Annotated in this window: 16 protein-coding genes; 8 read left to right on the plus strand and 8 right to left on the minus strand. The window is 38.7% G+C overall.

The features are described 5' to 3' along the window. Positions 1 to 27 precede the first annotated feature (27 nt). The gene (gene thrC / locus I9192_RS20330) at positions 28 to 1,167 is read left to right on the plus strand and encodes a threonine synthase (protein WP_005035341.1); all 1,140 of its coding nucleotides are present in this window, start codon (positions 28 to 30) and stop codon (positions 1,165 to 1,167) included. Between the two features lie 221 nt (positions 1,168 to 1,388). Here thrC and pbpG read toward each other — a convergent pair whose 3' ends face one another. Further along, the gene (pbpG, locus tag I9192_RS20335; RefSeq protein WP_004826319.1) at positions 1,389 to 2,441 is read right to left on the minus strand and encodes a D-alanyl-D-alanine endopeptidase PBP7/8; all 1,053 of its coding nucleotides are present in this window, start codon (positions 2,439 to 2,441) and stop codon (positions 1,389 to 1,391) included. Between the two features lie 232 nt (positions 2,442 to 2,673). On the opposite strand from pbpG, the gene gacA reads away from it, so the two are divergent. Genes gacA through I9192_RS20350 form a run of 3 tightly spaced genes read left to right on the plus strand, consistent with a single transcriptional unit; the run spans position 2,674 to position 6,347 of the window. Beyond that, a complete protein-coding gene (gacA, locus tag I9192_RS20340) occupies positions 2,674 to 3,309 on the plus strand; it encodes a response regulator transcription factor GacA (protein WP_004718392.1) in 636 nt (211 codons plus the stop codon). A gap of 36 nt (positions 3,310 to 3,345) precedes the next feature. Then, positions 3,346 to 4,914, plus strand: coding sequence for a sensor histidine kinase (locus tag I9192_RS20345; protein ID WP_004826317.1), 1,569 nt, complete (start codon positions 3,346 to 3,348; stop codon positions 4,912 to 4,914). A gap of 17 nt (positions 4,915 to 4,931) precedes the next feature. Further along, the gene (locus I9192_RS20350) at positions 4,932 to 6,347 is read left to right on the plus strand and encodes a sigma-54-dependent transcriptional regulator (RefSeq protein WP_005035339.1); all 1,416 of its coding nucleotides are present in this window, start codon (positions 4,932 to 4,934) and stop codon (positions 6,345 to 6,347) included. 98 nt (positions 6,348 to 6,445) lie between these two features. On the opposite strand, the gene I9192_RS20355 is transcribed toward I9192_RS20350, so the two are convergent. From I9192_RS20355 to lptF, 4 genes are all read right to left on the minus strand, one after another. Then, positions 6,446 to 7,618, minus strand: a complete 1,173-nt coding sequence (locus I9192_RS20355) for a S41 family peptidase (RefSeq protein ID WP_042088582.1) — start codon at positions 7,616 to 7,618, stop codon at positions 6,446 to 6,448. A 28-nt stretch (positions 7,619 to 7,646) separates the two neighbouring features. Continuing rightward, a complete protein-coding gene (gpmI, locus tag I9192_RS20360) occupies positions 7,647 to 9,194 on the minus strand; it encodes a 2,3-bisphosphoglycerate-independent phosphoglycerate mutase (protein WP_005035335.1) in 1,548 nt (515 codons plus the stop codon). A gap of 166 nt (positions 9,195 to 9,360) precedes the next feature. Next, positions 9,361 to 10,431 (minus strand): LPS export ABC transporter permease LptG, encoded by a 1,071-nt coding sequence (lptG, locus tag I9192_RS20365; RefSeq protein WP_004826310.1) that lies wholly within the window; start codon positions 10,429 to 10,431, stop codon positions 9,361 to 9,363. Beyond that, positions 10,431 to 11,531 (minus strand): LPS export ABC transporter permease LptF, encoded by a 1,101-nt coding sequence (lptF, locus tag I9192_RS20370; RefSeq protein ID WP_010591214.1) that lies wholly within the window; start codon positions 11,529 to 11,531, stop codon positions 10,431 to 10,433. The genes lptG and lptF overlap by 1 nt, the downstream gene beginning before the upstream one ends. Positions 11,532 to 11,675: 144 nt before the next feature. Between lptF and I9192_RS20375 the strand changes: the two genes are divergently transcribed. The 4 genes from I9192_RS20375 (at position 11,676) to I9192_RS20390 (ending at position 14,589) form a co-directional block, all read left to right on the plus strand. Further along, positions 11,676 to 13,124, plus strand: coding sequence for a leucyl aminopeptidase (locus tag I9192_RS20375; RefSeq protein WP_151801002.1), 1,449 nt, complete (start codon positions 11,676 to 11,678; stop codon positions 13,122 to 13,124). Beyond that, complete coding sequence (locus tag I9192_RS20380; RefSeq protein ID WP_005035328.1) at positions 13,117 to 13,524, plus strand: DNA polymerase III subunit chi; 408 nt, start codon at positions 13,117 to 13,119, stop codon at positions 13,522 to 13,524. The genes I9192_RS20375 and I9192_RS20380 overlap by 8 nt, the downstream gene beginning before the upstream one ends. Positions 13,525 to 13,554: 30 nt before the next feature. Then, positions 13,555 to 14,178, plus strand: a complete 624-nt coding sequence (gene blhA / locus I9192_RS20385) for a cell division protein BlhA (protein WP_005035326.1) — start codon at positions 13,555 to 13,557, stop codon at positions 14,176 to 14,178. A 192-nt stretch (positions 14,179 to 14,370) separates the two neighbouring features. Then, positions 14,371 to 14,589 (plus strand): hypothetical protein, encoded by a 219-nt coding sequence (locus I9192_RS20390; RefSeq protein ID WP_004826300.1) that lies wholly within the window; start codon positions 14,371 to 14,373, stop codon positions 14,587 to 14,589. A gap of 203 nt (positions 14,590 to 14,792) precedes the next feature. Here I9192_RS20390 and I9192_RS20395 read toward each other — a convergent pair whose 3' ends face one another. The 3 genes from I9192_RS20395 to pgsA all read right to left on the minus strand — a co-directional run bounded on the left by I9192_RS20395 (position 14,793) and on the right by pgsA (position 17,021). Continuing rightward, positions 14,793 to 14,945 carry a hypothetical protein gene (locus tag I9192_RS20395; RefSeq protein ID WP_154652949.1) on the minus strand — a complete coding sequence of 51 codons (153 nt, stop codon included), beginning with the start codon at positions 14,943 to 14,945 and terminating at the stop codon, positions 14,793 to 14,795. Further along, positions 14,938 to 16,101 (minus strand): hypothetical protein, encoded by a 1,164-nt coding sequence (locus tag I9192_RS20400; protein WP_005035322.1) that lies wholly within the window; start codon positions 16,099 to 16,101, stop codon positions 14,938 to 14,940. The genes I9192_RS20395 and I9192_RS20400 overlap by 8 nt, the downstream gene beginning before the upstream one ends. Before the next feature lie 332 nt (positions 16,102 to 16,433). Continuing rightward, the gene (gene pgsA, locus I9192_RS20405; RefSeq protein WP_004826293.1) at positions 16,434 to 17,021 is read right to left on the minus strand and encodes a CDP-diacylglycerol--glycerol-3-phosphate 3-phosphatidyltransferase; all 588 of its coding nucleotides are present in this window, start codon (positions 17,019 to 17,021) and stop codon (positions 16,434 to 16,436) included. Between the last annotated feature and the right edge of the window lie 35 nt (positions 17,022 to 17,056).

Consider the following 17,056-nt stretch of genomic DNA (forward strand, 5'->3'; position numbering starts at 1 on the left):
TGCTCTACATACAACTGGAACACCATCATGTCTAATGCCAATCGCTATACAGGACTTGTTGATCGCTATCGTGACCGCTTACCCGTATCGAAAACTACACGTGCTATCTCTTTAAATGAAGGGAACACGCCTCTCATTAAATTAGACAACATTCCACGTCTTATTGGCAAAAATGTTGAAATTTATGTGAAATACGAAGGTTTAAACCCAACGGGTTCATTTAAAGACCGCGGTATGACCATGGCTGTGACCAAAGCAGTTGAAGAAGGTTCTAAAGCGATTATTTGTGCATCTACAGGAAATACCTCAGCGGCGGCTGCTGCTTATGCTGCGCGTGCAGGAATCAAAGCATTTGTCTTGATCCCAGAAGGCAAAATTGCCATGGGTAAAATGGCTCAAGCGATGATGTACGGTGCGATTACCATGCAAATCCGTGGTAACTTTGATGATGGTATGCGTCTAGTGAAAGAAGTTGCAGATAAAGCGCCTGTAACTATTGTAAACTCGATCAATCCATATCGTTTGCAAGGTCAAAAAACCATTGCCTATGAAATTGTAGAAGCACTTGGTCGTGCACCTGATTACCATTGCTTACCTGTAGGAAACGCAGGGAATATCACTGCACATTGGATGGGCTATACTGAAGCAGTGGCGAACCAACCCGTTGAAGCGTTTGAACAAGTGGTTTATGACGCTGAAACAGATCAGTTTACAGGTCCAAATCCTGAAGGTCGCCCTATCATGGTCGGCTATCAAGCTTCAGGTGCTGCACCATTCCTACGTGGTGGCCCAGTTGAAAATCCTGAAACGGTTGCAACAGCAATCCGTATCGGTAATCCACAAAGCTTTAATCATGCAAAAGCCGTTGTACGTGATTCAAAAGGTTGGTTTGATGAGTTAACTGATGCTGAAATCTTAGAAGCGCAACGTTTACTTTCTATGTATGAAGGTGTATTCGTTGAACCAGCATCGGCTGCATCAATCGGTGGTGCTATCCGTGATATTAAAGCAGGTAAAATTGCGGAAGGTTCTGTGATTGTTTGTACTGTAACTGGTAATGGCTTAAAAGATCCAGATACTGCCATCAAACAATGTGAAGATGCTGTTATGTTGTCGATTGATGCGACCTTGAATCAAGTTCGTGACTCAATTCTTTCAAATATGTAATAACGCCTTCGCACTAAAAAACCAGTTGTTCGCAACTGGTTTTTTTATGTCCAACATCAACAGTTACTTGAGTCACTTCATCATTTTGGTTTTATTCTTATTCAGCATAAACTCATATTAAGATGAAGCGCATATAATTTAAAGGCATTCCTTTTTGATTTAAGTTTCTAACAGACAAAAAAAGCTCCTCATGTCGAAGAGCGTTTTTGAAACCCAAATACTTAAATACGTTTTGGTAAATTACTCACCCAATTCAATAAATTGGTTGCGTCATTGGTACGTGCCTGAGAAGAACTTGCACCCAATAACACTACAACAGCTGGACGACTATTCACCGTAGTGTGCATCACTACACAACGTCCAGCTTCATTGATATATCCTGTTTTGGAAATATTGATATTCCATCCACCATTACGAACCAGTGCATTGGTATTATTTGACTTCAGGATACGATAGCCTAAATTGAAATCATAATGCGCTGTAGTCGAGAATTGACGAATTAAGCCATACTGAGATGCCGCACTCACCAAAATGCCTAAATCACGCGCAGAAGACACATTATGAGGATCTAAACCTGTAGACTCGACATAACGTGTAGACGTCATACCTAATTGACGCGCTTTCGCGTTCATGGCTGCAATAAATGCTTGTCGCCCACCCGGATAGGTACGTGCTAAAGCTGCTGCAGCTGGATTTTCAGATTTCATCAACGCCACAAGCAACATTTCAGCACGATTCATGCTATCGCCAACTTTTAAAGTTGAGCTGGAGTTCTTACCACCTGCTCCAGCAAAATCAATTTGTTGAAGTGTAATCTCTTCTGACATATTCAAACGTGCATCTGCTGTAATCACCGCAGTCATTAACTTGGTAATAGAAGCGATTGGCATCGAAGTATTGGTATTTTTACTGTAAAGCACTTCACCCGTTGTTGCATCCATCACGAGTGCAGCACGAGCATTAACTGAAGGTTGACTGTTATAACTATTGGTATCATAAATCTGCACAGACTTGTTAGTCAGTGTTGTTGGTGCAGCATTTGATGGACGAATTGTTGTGGTTAAAGTAGTTGAGCCTTTAGGTGAAATATCTTCACCATCATCATCAACAGAGTCGCCATTTAATAATTGGCTTGCGTCGGAAGATGACCAACTTACACTCGCTTGTCCGCTTCCCCCTGAATTCATGATGATTTCAGCAAAACTTGTTGAACTCAAACTGAGTAGTACTGACAAACTCAGCACATGCATTAACGTTTTTTTTGGTTTTTTCACGATAACTTACTCACCTCAGGGAGGTATTCACAAACTTGCTAATTACCTCAAATATGACTTACATTTACACTCAAACGTGACTATATTAAAACGAATATTTCAATCACAATGTATTGTGCGCAAATATTGAATAGATATTAGGAATAGGATTGCCAATTTTGTTATGTCATTGCAAGTCTTTTTTGCTTTATGTAACAAAAATGTTGATATTGGAAAATTTAAGGAGGTGTAAGTGATTACTGTTTTAGTGGTAGATGACCATGAATTAGTAAGAACAGGCATCTGCAGAATGTTAGAAGATCAGACTGATATTCAAGTCATCGGACAAGCAGAATCTGGTGAAGAAGCCATTACCATTGTAAGGCAGCAACACCCTAATGTCGTTCTTTTAGATGTCAATATGCCTGGTATTGGCGGGGTAGAAACGACCCGTCGTTTATTACAAACTGCTCCTGATACCAAAGTTTTAGCGGTAAGTGGTTTAGCTGAAGAACCCTACCCGTCTCTGCTACTCAAAGCAGGTGCACGGGGTTATATCACCAAAGGTGCACCCATTACAGAAATGGTCCGTGCAATCAAAAAAGTCATGCAAGGTGGAAAATACTTTAGCGCAGATATTGCAGAGCAACTTGCCAGCTCATATTTATCAGATACCCAAACTTCACCCTTCGACGCACTTTCAGAACGAGAAATGCAAGTTGCGATGATGGTGGTGAATTGTGTCAGCGCTCAAGAAATTTCAGACAAACTCTTTGTGAGTGTAAAAACGGTCAATACTTATCGTTACCGTATCTTTGAAAAACTGGGTCTCGATAGTGATGTCAAACTTACTCATCTAGCCATACGTTATGGTCTAATTAAGCCATAAATCTTATAAAACAATGATCTACCTTTGAGTGTGAGTATGTCGTCTACGGTATCTGTGCCTATTTATCAAACAATTTACCGTCTAGGCACACTTTACTCAGGTTATCGACTGATTATTGCCTTTTGTTTAATCATTATTTTTCTGATTACCTTAGAAAATCAGCCTGTTCACTACGAATACCCAAGTTTATATTTTTATTCGATTGCGACCTTTACCATCATTGCAGCATTGCAAATGATGTTGTTGAAATTTTACCCTCATGGCGTTGCACAGCAGTTTATTGGCTTTTTTATTGTTGATATTCCATTCCTCAGTATCTTGGTATTTGCGCTGAATGGTCCAAATTTAGCCATCAGTATTTTATTTGTGATTGCAGTCTTTACTGCAAATTTTTTACTGAGTAAAAACAAAGCATTATTTATTACCTTAGTGTCTGTCATTGCCATTATCTATCAGCAATTTCTGGGCAGTTATTTTGATTTTTCTAATTTAAATAATATTAGTAATAGTGCCTTATTGGCTTTCTTGTTTTTTATGGTGTACGGAATCGGGCAAATTGCAATCAACCGTTTTCAGGTTCTTGAGTCCTTAAATACGTACCAATCTTTAGAGCTTTTTAAGCTACAAAATATCAACCGCTATATTTTAGAACAAATCGAAGTCGGTTATTTGGTACTCGATGAAAAATGTAAAATTATTGTCAGTAATCCTGCCGCATGTTCACTATTAGGAATATCACCCCTGTATGCACATGAACAATATCATTTATCCAATTTCCAGCCTGATCTCTATGAAATTCTAAAAGATGCGATGTTTCGAGATGGTGAGCGTTTTCAATTTGAATCACAGCAATCCTCATTTACCGTTGATATTCGGGTACAAAAACTGATTGTTCCACATCAGGCGCTGACACTTCTTGTACTTGAAGATGCACAAAAAATAAATCAAAAGGTACAACAGCTTAAACTTGCAGCATTGGGACAATTATCAGCAAGTATTGCTCATGAAATTCGTAATCCACTCGCTGCCATTGCGCAGGCAAATGATCTTTTTCTGATGAGTGATGAACAGCAGCAAGCATTACTCCATCAAATGATTACCAAGCAGACTGTCCGTATTAACAGTATTATCAAAGATACTTTAGATATGGCAAAAAACAAAAAAACCCATGCCAGTCAAATCGACTTACCACTATTTTTAGAAGATTTATTGTTACACGATTTAAGTGATGCTCAAGCTAAAATCCAAACTGAAATTGAAGCAGATCTTGTGATTTATTTTGATGATTCTCAATTAAGGCAAGTACTTGTCAATCTATTGCGTAATGCATTACGCCATAATGATCAAAATGCGGAATACGTTTTGGTCAAGGCGTTTAAAAATGACACGCATATTTGTATAGATGTGATTGATTATGGGAAAGGCGTCACAAAACAAGACCTTTCACAATTATTTCAGCCATTTTTTAGTACCGAAATCAATGGAACTGGTTTAGGATTGTACCTATCGCAAACTATATGCGAAGCAAATCAAGCGAAATTAATTTACGTTGAGCAAAAACAACAAGGGGCATGCTTTCGTATCGAATGCCCACGCATGGATTAGATTAGGTTTTTGGGGATATGACTACACGACAACCATTGGTGTTACTTGTAGATGATGAACAAGATTTATGTATGTTGATGCAAATGAGCCTATCGCGAATGGGTATCAAAACACATATGGCACATCATTTACAGCAAGCCAAATATTTTTTTAGTGAATATAAATATGATGCCTGTATTACAGATTTAAACTTGCCTGATGGGAGTGGTTTAGATTTAGTCAAACATGTATCGCAACATTATCCTAAAACGCCAATCGCTGTACTCACAGCATATGGCAATATGGAAATCGCAATTGCATCACTTAAAGCTGGGGCTTTTGATTTCGTTAGCAAACCAATCAATCAACTACATTTACAGCAACTTTTACAAAAAGCTTTACATGTTCCTCAGTTGAGTGAAACTGTAACTAAAGCCCCACTTGAAGAGTCCATGCTCATTGGCGACTCGCAAATCATTCGTAAATTAAGAGAATCGATTAAAAAAATTGCCCGTTCACAAGCACCTGTTTTTATTACAGGGGAGTCTGGTACAGGGAAAGAAGTGGTTGCGAATCTTATTCATTTACTCAGTAACCGCAGTGATAGTCCATTTATTGCAATCAACTGCGGGGCTATCTCTGAAGAACTGATGGAAAGTGAGCTTTTCGGACATAAGAAAGGCTGTTTCTCTGGCGCAACGCAAGATAAACAAGGCTTGGTTCAGGCTGCCAATGGTGGCACATTGTTCTTGGATGAAGTCGCAGAATTGTCTTTAGCCATGCAAGCTAAACTTTTACGTGCTGTTCAGGAAAAGAAAATCCGTCCTTTGGGTAGCGATACTGAAATAGAAGTTGACTTTCGAATCATCAGTGCAACGCATCAAAATATCGAAGCTCTGGTTGAACAAGGGAAGTTCCGCCATGACTTGTTTTTTAGAATCCATGTCATGGATATTACACTCCCGCCATTACGTGATCGCGAACGTGACATCTTGATTTTAGCCAATCATTTTATTCAACAAATTTGTACTGAATGGCGAATTCCGAGCAAATCATTCACAGATGCAGCAAAAGCATTTCTTTTACAGCAACATTATTCTGGTAATGTTCGTGAACTGCGCAATATTATTGAAAAAGCCATCACGATGTGTGATGAGGATTCTATCGATATTCAACAACTCCAACCTGCGCCACAACGGAGCAGTATTAACAAAATTGAATCCTTTGAGTCTGTTCCGACCAACCATACGGCGATTGAACTTCCAAACAAAGCACCGAATATTCCGAAAGAAGGCTTGGAGCAATATTTGGAAAATGTTGAAAAAGAAGTCTTGTTATCTGCATTAAATCAAACCCATTGGAATCGGACCTTAGCTGCGAAAAAACTCGGCATGACCTTTCGATCTTTACGTTATCGTTTGAAAAAGTTTGGTCTAGATACTGATGATGAATAGAATCTGCTGATATTGATCTCGAACAATAATAAATTTTGTTCATAATCAAAAAAAGCTGAGCATCAAATACTCAGCTTTTTTATGTCATTCACATTCGATCAGCGATGTTTTAATAATTGGTCTGCAACATTATTTAAATAAGTTTCTTCTTTTTGATCCAATGCCCAAGGATATTCCCAATTCGGACGAATCCCCTGCCCATCAATCATATTGCCATTCGGGGTATAATAATGCGAAACAGTCATCTGTAAAGCTGCGCCATTTGGCAACGGAAATAACTTCTGTACCACACCTTTGCCATAGCTTTTCTCACCTGCCACCCATGCACGTTGATGTTCTTTCATGGCAGCAGTAAATACTTCAGCTGCTGAAGCAGAACGACCATTGATCAAAATACCCAATTTAATATTTGAAAATTCATCACCGGGTAGAGCCTGAAACTGTTGATTTCCTTCGGAACGACTTTTGGTTGAAACAATAATTCCCTGATTTAAAAATAAATCGGCTGTTTCAACGGCCGCAGAAAGTAAGCCACCCGGATTATTACGCAGGTCGAATAAAACTGCCTTGGTTTTTTGAGTGCTATATTCTTCGATTAATCGTTTAATTTCGTTCGCAGTATCTTGTTGAAAAACTTTAACTTTAAGCACCAAAACCTGATTATGCAACATCACAGGTTCAATATCAGCAACATCAAGCTTACGATTTCTGACTACTGTGATTGCAGGGCTTTTCTCATTCAGTTGTAATTGAAATGTAGAGCCGATCGAACCATGCAACAAATCTTCGACTTGTTCTGCATTTAAATTTTTCAACTCTTGATTTTCAATTTTAAAAATGGTGAATCCATTTTTTAAACCTAATTTAAATGAATCAGCATTGTCTCGTAGATTCTGAATTTTCCACTGATGAATATGGCTATCAAAGCCCAATTCAAAGTCTGCTGTTGCAAGATCACTCTCGGTATATTGCATCAGTTGTTTATATTCTTCAGGGCTTAAATAACGCGAATAACGGTCTAAGCCACCGACCAAGCCTTTAATAGCTTGCAGGAACAGTACATCATCCGGCTTTTCTTGAACATAGTTGTCTTTGACAATCCCATAAATCTGAACAAATTGTTCAATTGATTCAATTGGAACTTCTGCAATGCTTTCTTCAACATCACCATCAAAATCAAGTGTGGCAGCATTTTCGGCTGCCCAAACGGAATGGCTTCCACAAGTTAATAACCCTGTTAATACAGCAACATACTTCCAAGCTTGAACCATTCCCGCACCTAAATTTGAATAATGATATTTAGACTTTTAACGTAATTAAATTGCGACCTTGCATTTCTTTCGGTACAGGAAGCTGCATTAAAGTTAAGATTGTTGGAGCAACATCTGCAAGCACGCCATCTTCTGCAATTGCTGCTGAAGTCGGACCAACATAAATAAACGGTACAAGTTCTGTGGTATGTTGAGTATGCACCTGACCACTTACATAGTCTTGCATTTGCTCAACATTACCATGATCGGCAGTAATCAACATATGTCCATGTTTTGCCATAACAGCGTCATATAAACGCCCCAAACTTACATCAACTGCTTCAACTGCTTTGACTGCCGCATCAAATACACCTGTATGCCCGACCATATCACCATTTGCATAGTTCACGACCAGAAGATCAAACTCACCTGAGTTAATCGCCTCGACAAGTTTGTCAGTGACTTCAGGTGCGCTCATCTCAGGTTGTAAATCATAAGTCGCGACTTTAGGTGACGGGATTAAAATGCGCTTTTCCCCAGGGTATTCATCTTCACGTCCACCACTAAAGAAGAATGTCACATGGGCATATTTTTCTGTTTCCGCAATACGCAATTGCGTTTTACCTAAAGATGAAAGGTACTCACCAATTGAATTTTTTAATTCTTCTGGCATATAAGCCACAGGCGCATCAATAGTTGCTTGATAGCGAGTCAACATGACAAACTTTGACAGTTGAGGAACCACTTTACGCTCAAAGCCAGCAAAATCTTTTTCTACAAAAGCTTTGGTGATTTCACGGGCACGATCCGCACGGAAGTTCATAAAGACAATGCTATCACCATCTTGAACTTTGGCGATGTCGCCAATACGGGTTGCTTTTACAAACTCATCATTTTCATTTGCTGCATAGGCCTGTTCTAAACCTTCAGTTGCTGAATCAACAACACGCAAAGCTTCACCTTCAGTCATTAAGCGATAGGTTTGCTCTACACGGTCCCAGCGATTATCACGATCCATTGCGAAGTAACGACCAATCATTGTCGCAATACGACCTTGTTGAGGGTACTGTGCGAAGACTGCATCCAATTTTTCCAAAGAAGGTTTTGCACTGCGTGGAGGAGTATCACGACCATCTAGGAAGGCATGTAAATAAACTTTTGCACCACGTTTTAAAGCCAACTCACACATTGCAATAATATGATCTTGATGTGAATGTACACCACCTTCTGACAACAAGCCCATAATATGGACAGCGCCATTTGCCGCTTTGGCTTTTTCTACAGCATCAATCAATACTTCATGTTCAAAAAAAGCACCAGTACGAATGTCTTTGGTAATACGAGTGAAGTCTTGGTATAACACACGACCTGCACCCAAGTTCATATGCCCCACTTCTGAGTTGCCCATTTGCCCATCAGGCAAACCAACGTCTTCACCTGAACCTGAAATTAAACTATGCGGATGCTTTTCTTGCATCATGGTTAGATTTGGCGTCTTGGCTGCTAAAAACGCATTATCTTCGACCGCTTCACGATGACCCACACCATCCATAATCACCAGAACGTGAGGGATTTTGCCAGCAGTTGCATCCGTCATGATTTACACTCTTTTTACTGTTTACAAATTAATCATCATATCTTACCGTTTTTTTACGGCAGACTCTATCCTTAGACAATGGCAATAACTGTTTGCCACAATCTAAAATTCTTATCTCATTCGCTGTAGTTGATTGCTATATACCGATTTCTTATATAACGATTTCTTATCGAGCCCGATACAATAAGTAGCTCCCTATACCAAACATAAATACGATCGGTAAAAAAACAAACCATGCGGGTGATGGAGCATAAATCAGACTGGCATAACCTAAAAAGTCCTGCACATAATAAAATGCCAAACCCACAAATAAGGCAATCACCAAACGGAATCCCATAGATTGCTGACGCAATGGTCCAAAAATAAATGAACAAGCAATCAAAACCAGTGCCAGCAAGGCAAAAGGTGAACCTACATTTTTCCAGAATGCCAATAAATAGGTTTTCGGTACTTGACTATATTCATGCATATAATCCATAAAACTTAACAACTGACTTGGTGCTAAATCTTCTGGATCAATCGTCACCATATGGACATACTTAGGTTGTAGCGCAAGAGCTAGATTTTGCTGATTTTGATCAACCACTTGTGCTTGACCATTGGCAAGTAAATTGACTTGAGCCGTCTGTTTTAAATTCCATTGCCCTTCTTTTAAAAATTGACCTTCTTCAGAATTGAGCAAAGATTTCATTCGATAATTTTCATCGAAATCCACCACCTGAACTTGTTTCAACGTACCTTGTGAATTGGCATAATCAATATAAATAAACCGTTGTCCCTCGCGTGTCCAATAGCCTTTTACTTCACCCAATGCTGCAACGCTACGGTGACTTTTAATGCTTTTGGCTTGCTCATTGGTATAAGGAATCACAAATTCACTCAAAGCAAAAGAAAGAATCACCAAAAGCATTGCAGAACGCATTACCCATCCAACAATGCGCCATAAGCTAATGCCTGCAGCACGCATGACAATTAACTCACTATTTGATGCCATAGAGCCTAAACCCAAAACGGCACCAATCAAAGCTGCAATAGGAAGGATTTCATAGAGATAACGAGGTGCCCCCCACAAAACATACTGCAATGCATTCCACGCTGTATAATTGTCTTTTAAGCTACTGAGCTCACCTAAATAGGTAAATAAAATTTGCAAAATGGAAAGCACAGCTGTTGCGCCTACCATAGCGAGTACTGTGGTCTTGGTCACATGTTTTGCGACAATTCTACGTGCTAACATTATGATTTCACTCGCTGTATTTGCTTCTTAATCTTCGGTGCCAACTTCTGCTTTCTTGAAAATAAAGCAGCGGCAATCGCATAGAACAAGAGTATTGCAGGATATGCCCAAATCCCAACTTCATCTTTACTGATCCTTGTTCTAATCGCCATCAACGCCACAATCAAACTGGCGAAAATCAATAAGGCTGGGAAGAGTTTAAGATAGCGACCTTGACGTGGACTGACTTCACACAAAGCCGTTGCTAACATTAAAGCTACAATCATTGAGAATGGGACAAATAACCGCCATCCCAATTCACTTTGTATGACTGGATCATCTTTATTTTCAAGTAATTTGCCAAAACCGAGTGCTTCAACCTCATCACTTTCAAACTTTGCTTCTTTATTATTTTCTAAACGTAAACGGTAGGTTTGAAATTCAGTTTGACTATATTTCGGCGTACCTGGATAAATTTCATAGCGTCGCCCCAGAACCAAGTCCACAACACTTGCAGTTTCATTCGCCATTTCCACACGGGTCGCTTCTTTCGCCAAAATCATGACATCAGGCTTACCTTCTTTCTCTGCACGCTGATAAAAGAAAATATCTTTAAGATTTTTTCGATCTTCAGACAGAGAACCAGCATAGATGGTATATGCACCCGATGAAATAAATTCTCTGGGTCGAACTAAATCAAATCCAGTTCGTACAGCTTGGGTAGAAACCAATTGCCCATACTGACGAAGTCCCCAAGGTGAAATCCAGATCATTAATGCACTTTGTACAAGCAAATAAACAATGGTTAATGGAATTAATAATCGAGCAACCTGAATGCGACTGATTCCACTCCCGTTGAGCACGGCCATTTCATGGTCAACATATAAACGACCAAAAACCAACATCAGCCCAATAAAGAAACCCAAAGGAAGGATTAAGGTCAAGAACTCAGGTAAACGAAATCCAATAATACTCAATAGAATACTTGGGTCTACACGCCCCATTGCAGCACGACCAAATTGCTTAATCAATTGCCCACCCATCATGATGAGTGTCAATAATGCAACCACCACTAAGGAGGTCGAAACGACTTGTTTGACAAGGTAGCGTCGAATAATCAAATTAATCTTCCAAATAAGGGTAGTATCATGACGTAGCGCTAGTTTACCCGAAGTTAAAATTATAAAACTAGATTGAAATTCTACCATTTGAAGTGGTTCAATGGTTTAATGATTTGAAATGTACAACAGGCACAAAGACAACATATGAAACTTACGATTAACACGTCATTTTCAGCGTCTACATCTCGCCAGGCGTTATTTATTCTGGTGGATTCTGAAAACTTAAAACAGGTCCAAGAAACATATAAAATCAATGACTTAAACACATTGATTGATAGCGTTCAATATAAAGCAAGCTTGAATGAAACTTTACCACTGATCGGAAAGCTAACTCAAGTTGCGCAATGTACCTTAATTGGTTTAGATAAAGCATCTGATGTCAAAGTTGCAAAATTAGCAAAAATCGCACAAACCATTATCAAAGCGTCACAAAAAAAATTCCAACAAGTCAGTATTGATATTTCTGCGCTCCCTTCAGGGTTGCACTATTTATTTGCATTAAGCCTGACTCAAGCCGCGTATGGTTATGATGAGTATAAATCTAAAAAGAATGAATTTAGCTTAGAAAGTATTGAATTTATTGCGACACAATCAGATTTAAATAGCGAAAAACTGCATTTGATCTCTGCTGTGCAAAAGGGTCAAAACTTTACCCGCGACTTAGGCAATTGCCCACCAAATATTTGTTTTCCAGAATATTTAGCAGAACAAGCGCGTGCTTTAGCCGCTGAATTTCCTGATTTGCTGAAAGTGACTGTACTCGAAGAACAGCAATTGGCTGATTTAGGCATGAACGCTTTTCTCGCTGTCAGCAAAGGTTCTGATCGACCAGGACGTGTAATTACACTCGAATATAAGGCAGATATAGACCAAGCACCAATTGTATTGGTTGGTAAAGGTGTTACTTTTGATACAGGCGGTATTTCACTAAAACCAGGCTTAGGCATGGATGAGATGAAATTTGATATGTGTGGTTCAGCATCGGTATTGGGTACTATCCGTGCCCTATGTGAAGCAAAACTACCGATTCATGTGGTCGGTGCAATTGCTGCCGCTGAAAACATGCCATCAGGTCATGCAACCCGCCCTGGCGATATTGTCACCACCATGAGTGGGCAAACTGTTGAAATTTTAAATACTGATGCAGAAGGTCGTTTGGTACTTTGCGATACGTTAACCTATATCAAGCGTTTCAATCCTGCGCTGGTTATTGATATTGCAACATTAACAGGTGCTTGTGTGGTTGCACTAGGTTCTGTTGTCTCAGGCTTATTTACACCTGATGATGAACTCGCAGAAGAAATTACGGCAGCAGGACACGCATCATTTGACCGTGTATGGCGTATGCCAGTTTATGAGGACTATCAAGAGCAACTTGACTCGCCATTTGCGGATATTGCCAATATCGGTGGTCCAAAAGCAGGCGCAGTCACCGCAGCGTGTTTCTTGGAACGCTTTACTCGTGATTACCGTTGGGCGCACTTGGATATTGCAGGTACAGCATGGAACTCTGGCGCAAACAAAGGAGCTACTGGTCGTCCAGTACCATTACTCATGCAATTCATTGCCAATCGTGTAAAAACTAATGGCTAAAATTAGCTTTTACTTGTTTGAAAAAAGCCCTGAACGACAAGTTGAAAGTGCTTGTCGTTTATGTCGTAAAATTCTACGAAATGCAGCTAAAATTTGGCTGCATTGCCCTGATGTGAATATGCAACAACAACTGGATGAATATTTGTGGTCTTTTGATCCCACTAGTTTTTTGGCGCATGGTATTGATCAAGTCGATGCACCGATCTGTATTTCCCCCAAACTTCCCGAATCATCTGAATGGATTGTGTTTAATTTTAACAGTCAAGCACTTGAACAAGTGACACAATTTAGTCACATTATAGAAATTATCGAAAATGATGAGTCTGCTAAGCAAGTTGGTCGAGAGAAATACAAAGCCTATCGACACATGGGTACTCAGCCTCAAACCTATAAGTTATAAATTTTAAACATTTTCCCAAGGAGATATGCGGTGACATTAAATGTCGGTCAAGATTTTAAAAAGCGTTGGTTAGACACGCCTGAGGCTGTACGCCAAACTTTTGTAGATGACCTCAATCGCATCTGTGATCTTCTCAGCCCAAAAACGGATGTACAACAGTGGTTAAGCAACGACCAACGTGAAATGCAAGTTGCTCAACTCAAAGTAGAACAAGCTTATGCTGACTTAAAAGCTCAATTGATCGAAGAAGCCCGTGTTCGTAAACAATTAGCACTAGAGAAAGCTTTAGCTGAAAAACGTGCACAACAAGATGCTTATAATTTAGAACTACAAAAAGATGAAACTCAGCAATATGAACAACAAACACTAAACTTACAAAATTTACGTCAGCAAATTGATCTTGAAATTTCAATTTATAGTGAAAAATATACCAAGAATCCTGATACACCAGCGATCGACTATGCCAATGGTCAATTTGCTGTTGCAGATGCACAGATCACCTCGGAGCTAGAAAGTGTCCGTCTTCGTCTTGAATTAGAAGCTGAAACATTGATTGAACAAGCGGTAGATGCCTTTCGCAGTAAACTTCAAACAGCAGCAAAAGATGAAATAGAATATATTTTAGCAAATTCCAATTTCTCAGCAGAAAAATAGAAAAGCTTATCTATTTTATATCTAAAGCCTTTTTGACTTGTCACGAAAATGCAATATCTTTGTCACAAAATAGTCATGCTAGATAGCCTTGATAAATGATCTTGTAACAATTAGGGCAAAATAAATGATGTGATAAATACTATTTTTATATGCTATAGCAAAGTATTTATCACCTTAATCAGGATGAATAAAATGGATCTGCTCAAGCAAATTTCGACCCGAATTGCTCAACTGCGTTCAGGAGAAAAATGGACCCTGTCTATACAAGATTTATTCATTAGTCGTGCAGATTTTCAATCACTGTCGGTATTTCTTTGTCGAGAATCAGAGAAAGGCAGTTTTTCACTCAAAAATACTGATCAAACCAAATCACGATTTGGTCATACATCACTCACCATTATCAAAAATTAATGTGTGCGGTATTGATAAAAGAAACGTCAAACCTGAGTCAAAATCAACTGCTCATCCTTAGGACTTTTTAATGAAGCATCACCTAGATGAAGCCCTATGTTATTTAAGCTTTAGCGGCAAAGTTTGGCAATAAAAGTTTGATATGATTCAACAATAGATTGATTTTATTGATCAGGAGACATTATATTTTATTGCAGGTGTTTTTAAGCAGATTGACCATATGTAATGATAGCACTTTCAAGTTGGTCAAGCTGAATCATATTTAAAAACATTGCTAAGCTGAATTCAAAAAAACGCTCCATAAAGAAAACGCTCAATGACGTTTTCTTTACTTCAAAAATGACAATATCATCCACAAATAATCTTTGAAATTAGCTTAGCTTCAATTCTAAGATGCTCATTTTGATCTGCATCAAGTTCAATTAAATATTTTCCATTGGAATAAAAAATAGTGTCATCTTTTAAAGCGAAGCTCATCACCCCTCGCTTTAATGTCGTCATTTCACCCGTGGGTGACATTTTAACCAACTCCCAAGACTTTGGAATCATGCCAGGGTATTTTTCTCCAGACTTCTGATTACGCTCTAAATTTTGTTGAGCTTTGATCAGATTACCTTCAACAAATAATTCTTCTTCTGACTTTTGTTGAGACTTGGCAGGATTATTCCCTGATGTTGTTTTTAACGATTCCCCTGTATAACGCTGTGTAAAAAAATCTAACCAGCCCACAATTGCCCGAATAATTTTAAATGGTGCAAAAATAATATCTTTTATTGTGGTCACTGGCGAATGATGACTACCATCACGTGAATAAGGTCTTTTAATAAAATATAAATTTCCTAAACTATCCATTTTAGGTTTAAAGAAATCAAATTTCGGGTCCGAAGCAACCGTTTGTAACTCACCTGTCCCCATATCTAAATGGTAGATTTCCTTTGGGCTATAAGCAATTCGATGCTCGCCATAAGCTAGACCACAAGAGTCATAATAAAGTTGCATAGTATCTTGTGGATCAAAACATGGATTTGAGTCCTGACAGTCGCCTTCAGTTAAATACTGTGTCCGATTCGCGTCTAAAGGTAAAATACAAATATGGCGCTCATAACCATTTGAATTGACAGAGAGTGCTAATCGTTTTTTCGCTTCATCATATGCCATGTCCTGAACCACAAAATCATTTTTTCTGAGTATTAAACCTTCTGTTTCTTGCAAGTCATTGAGAGATTTAACATTAATTGATGTTCCTTCTTGTAAGCATGCGGTATAAATCATTTTATGATCCGATGTTAAGACCACATCGGTTGGAAAAATATAATTTAAATCAACTTGATCATCTTGTGAAAAATTTCCCGTAAACTGAGCACCGGTACCTTTGGTTTTCCACTCTTTACGCTGCTGAATCTCAACTAGATTTTTCTTATATTGGTCAATCGCTTGGCAAGGTACGGTTATACTTTTATTTCCATCCAATAAATATAAATTTTGATTTGATAAATAAAACAATGATGACATAAATATTCCTTTGTTCTACTGATGACGATGTAGTTGACGAGAACGTCACAACAGTATTTTTTCTAATCTTGTTCTTCAGCAATATAGCATAAGATCACAGTCAATCTTATATTTTAGTCTTGGTACACAGCAAATAATTTAAAATCAAATACTTAAAAATTTTTTAACAGACTAGCTATATGTTGCAAGTTTTCTTGAATGGTATAAGTTCTGATCACGAGTAACGAGAAAAGCAAAGGGAAAGTAAATTATTTTATCTTTGAATGATGTCGTAATGGTGAAATACATTAATTTCCCATTACGACCATAAGTTAAACAACAACTTTTGTTTCTTAAGGTTGCTTCAAATAAGGCCACGCTGCTTTGAGATAAATAAACATCGACCATAACGTCAAAATGACTGCTGTATACAGTAATGCGTAAGCTAACATTTCAAGAGGTTGCCAATTTAACAGAAATACCGTGATCGCAATCATTTGAAATGCTGTTTTATATTTACCTACAGTCGATACCGCAACATTGGTACGTGCACCTAATTCAGCCATCCACTCACGTAATGCTGAAACGGTAATCTCACGAGAAATAATTACAATTGCGGCAAACGCCATTGCGATCGTAGGTTGCCATTGCACCAATACAATTAAAGCTGCTGCAACCATCAATTTATCTGCAACGGGATCTAAAAAACGCCCAAATGCTGAGGTTTGGTTCAAGGTTCGAGCCAAATAGCCGTCAAACCAGTCCGTCACAGCAGCAATCACAAAAATTGCAGTCAAAATAATATGTCGTGTCATGCCACCTGTATGTCCACCTACTCCAATTGCAGGTGGCCAATAGGCGATGATTAAAAAAACTGGAATTAACGCAATCCGAGCAAGCGTCAAGATATTTGGAATATTCAGGATACGACCTGTAGTCATAGACACCGCCAGTGAGTCCCCTATTTACCCAATTT

Origin of the sequence: Acinetobacter bereziniae, from assembly GCF_016576965.1 — a bacterium.
Classification (GTDB): domain Bacteria; phylum Pseudomonadota; class Gammaproteobacteria; order Pseudomonadales; family Moraxellaceae; genus Acinetobacter; species Acinetobacter bereziniae.

Bases quoted from the DNA above. Each gene is read 5' to 3' on its own strand.
- thrC (WP_005035341.1), top strand. From the start codon at position 28: ATGTCTAATGCCAATCGCTATACAGGACTTGTTGATCGCTATCGTGAC.
- I9192_RS20345 (WP_004826317.1), top strand. From the start codon at position 3,346: ATGTCGTCTACGGTATCTGTGCCTATTTATCAAACAATTTACCGTCTA.
- I9192_RS20350 (WP_005035339.1), top strand. From the start codon at position 4,932: ATGACTACACGACAACCATTGGTGTTACTTGTAGATGATGAACAAGAT.
- I9192_RS20355 (WP_042088582.1), bottom strand. From the start codon at position 7,618: ATGGTTCAAGCTTGGAAGTATGTTGCTGTATTAACAGGGTTATTAACT.
- gpmI (WP_005035335.1), bottom strand. From the start codon at position 9,194: ATGACGGATGCAACTGCTGGCAAAATCCCTCACGTTCTGGTGATTATG.
- lptG (WP_004826310.1), bottom strand. From the start codon at position 10,431: ATGTTAGCACGTAGAATTGTCGCAAAACATGTGACCAAGACCACAGTA.
- I9192_RS20375 (WP_151801002.1), top strand. From the start codon at position 11,676: ATGAAACTTACGATTAACACGTCATTTTCAGCGTCTACATCTCGCCAG.
- I9192_RS20380 (WP_005035328.1), top strand. From the start codon at position 13,117: ATGGCTAAAATTAGCTTTTACTTGTTTGAAAAAAGCCCTGAACGACAA.
- I9192_RS20390 (WP_004826300.1), top strand. From the start codon at position 14,371: ATGGATCTGCTCAAGCAAATTTCGACCCGAATTGCTCAACTGCGTTCA.
- I9192_RS20400 (WP_005035322.1), bottom strand. From the start codon at position 16,101: ATGTCATCATTGTTTTATTTATCAAATCAAAATTTATATTTATTGGAT.
- pgsA (WP_004826293.1), bottom strand. From the start codon at position 17,021: ATGACTACAGGTCGTATCCTGAATATTCCAAATATCTTGACGCTTGCT.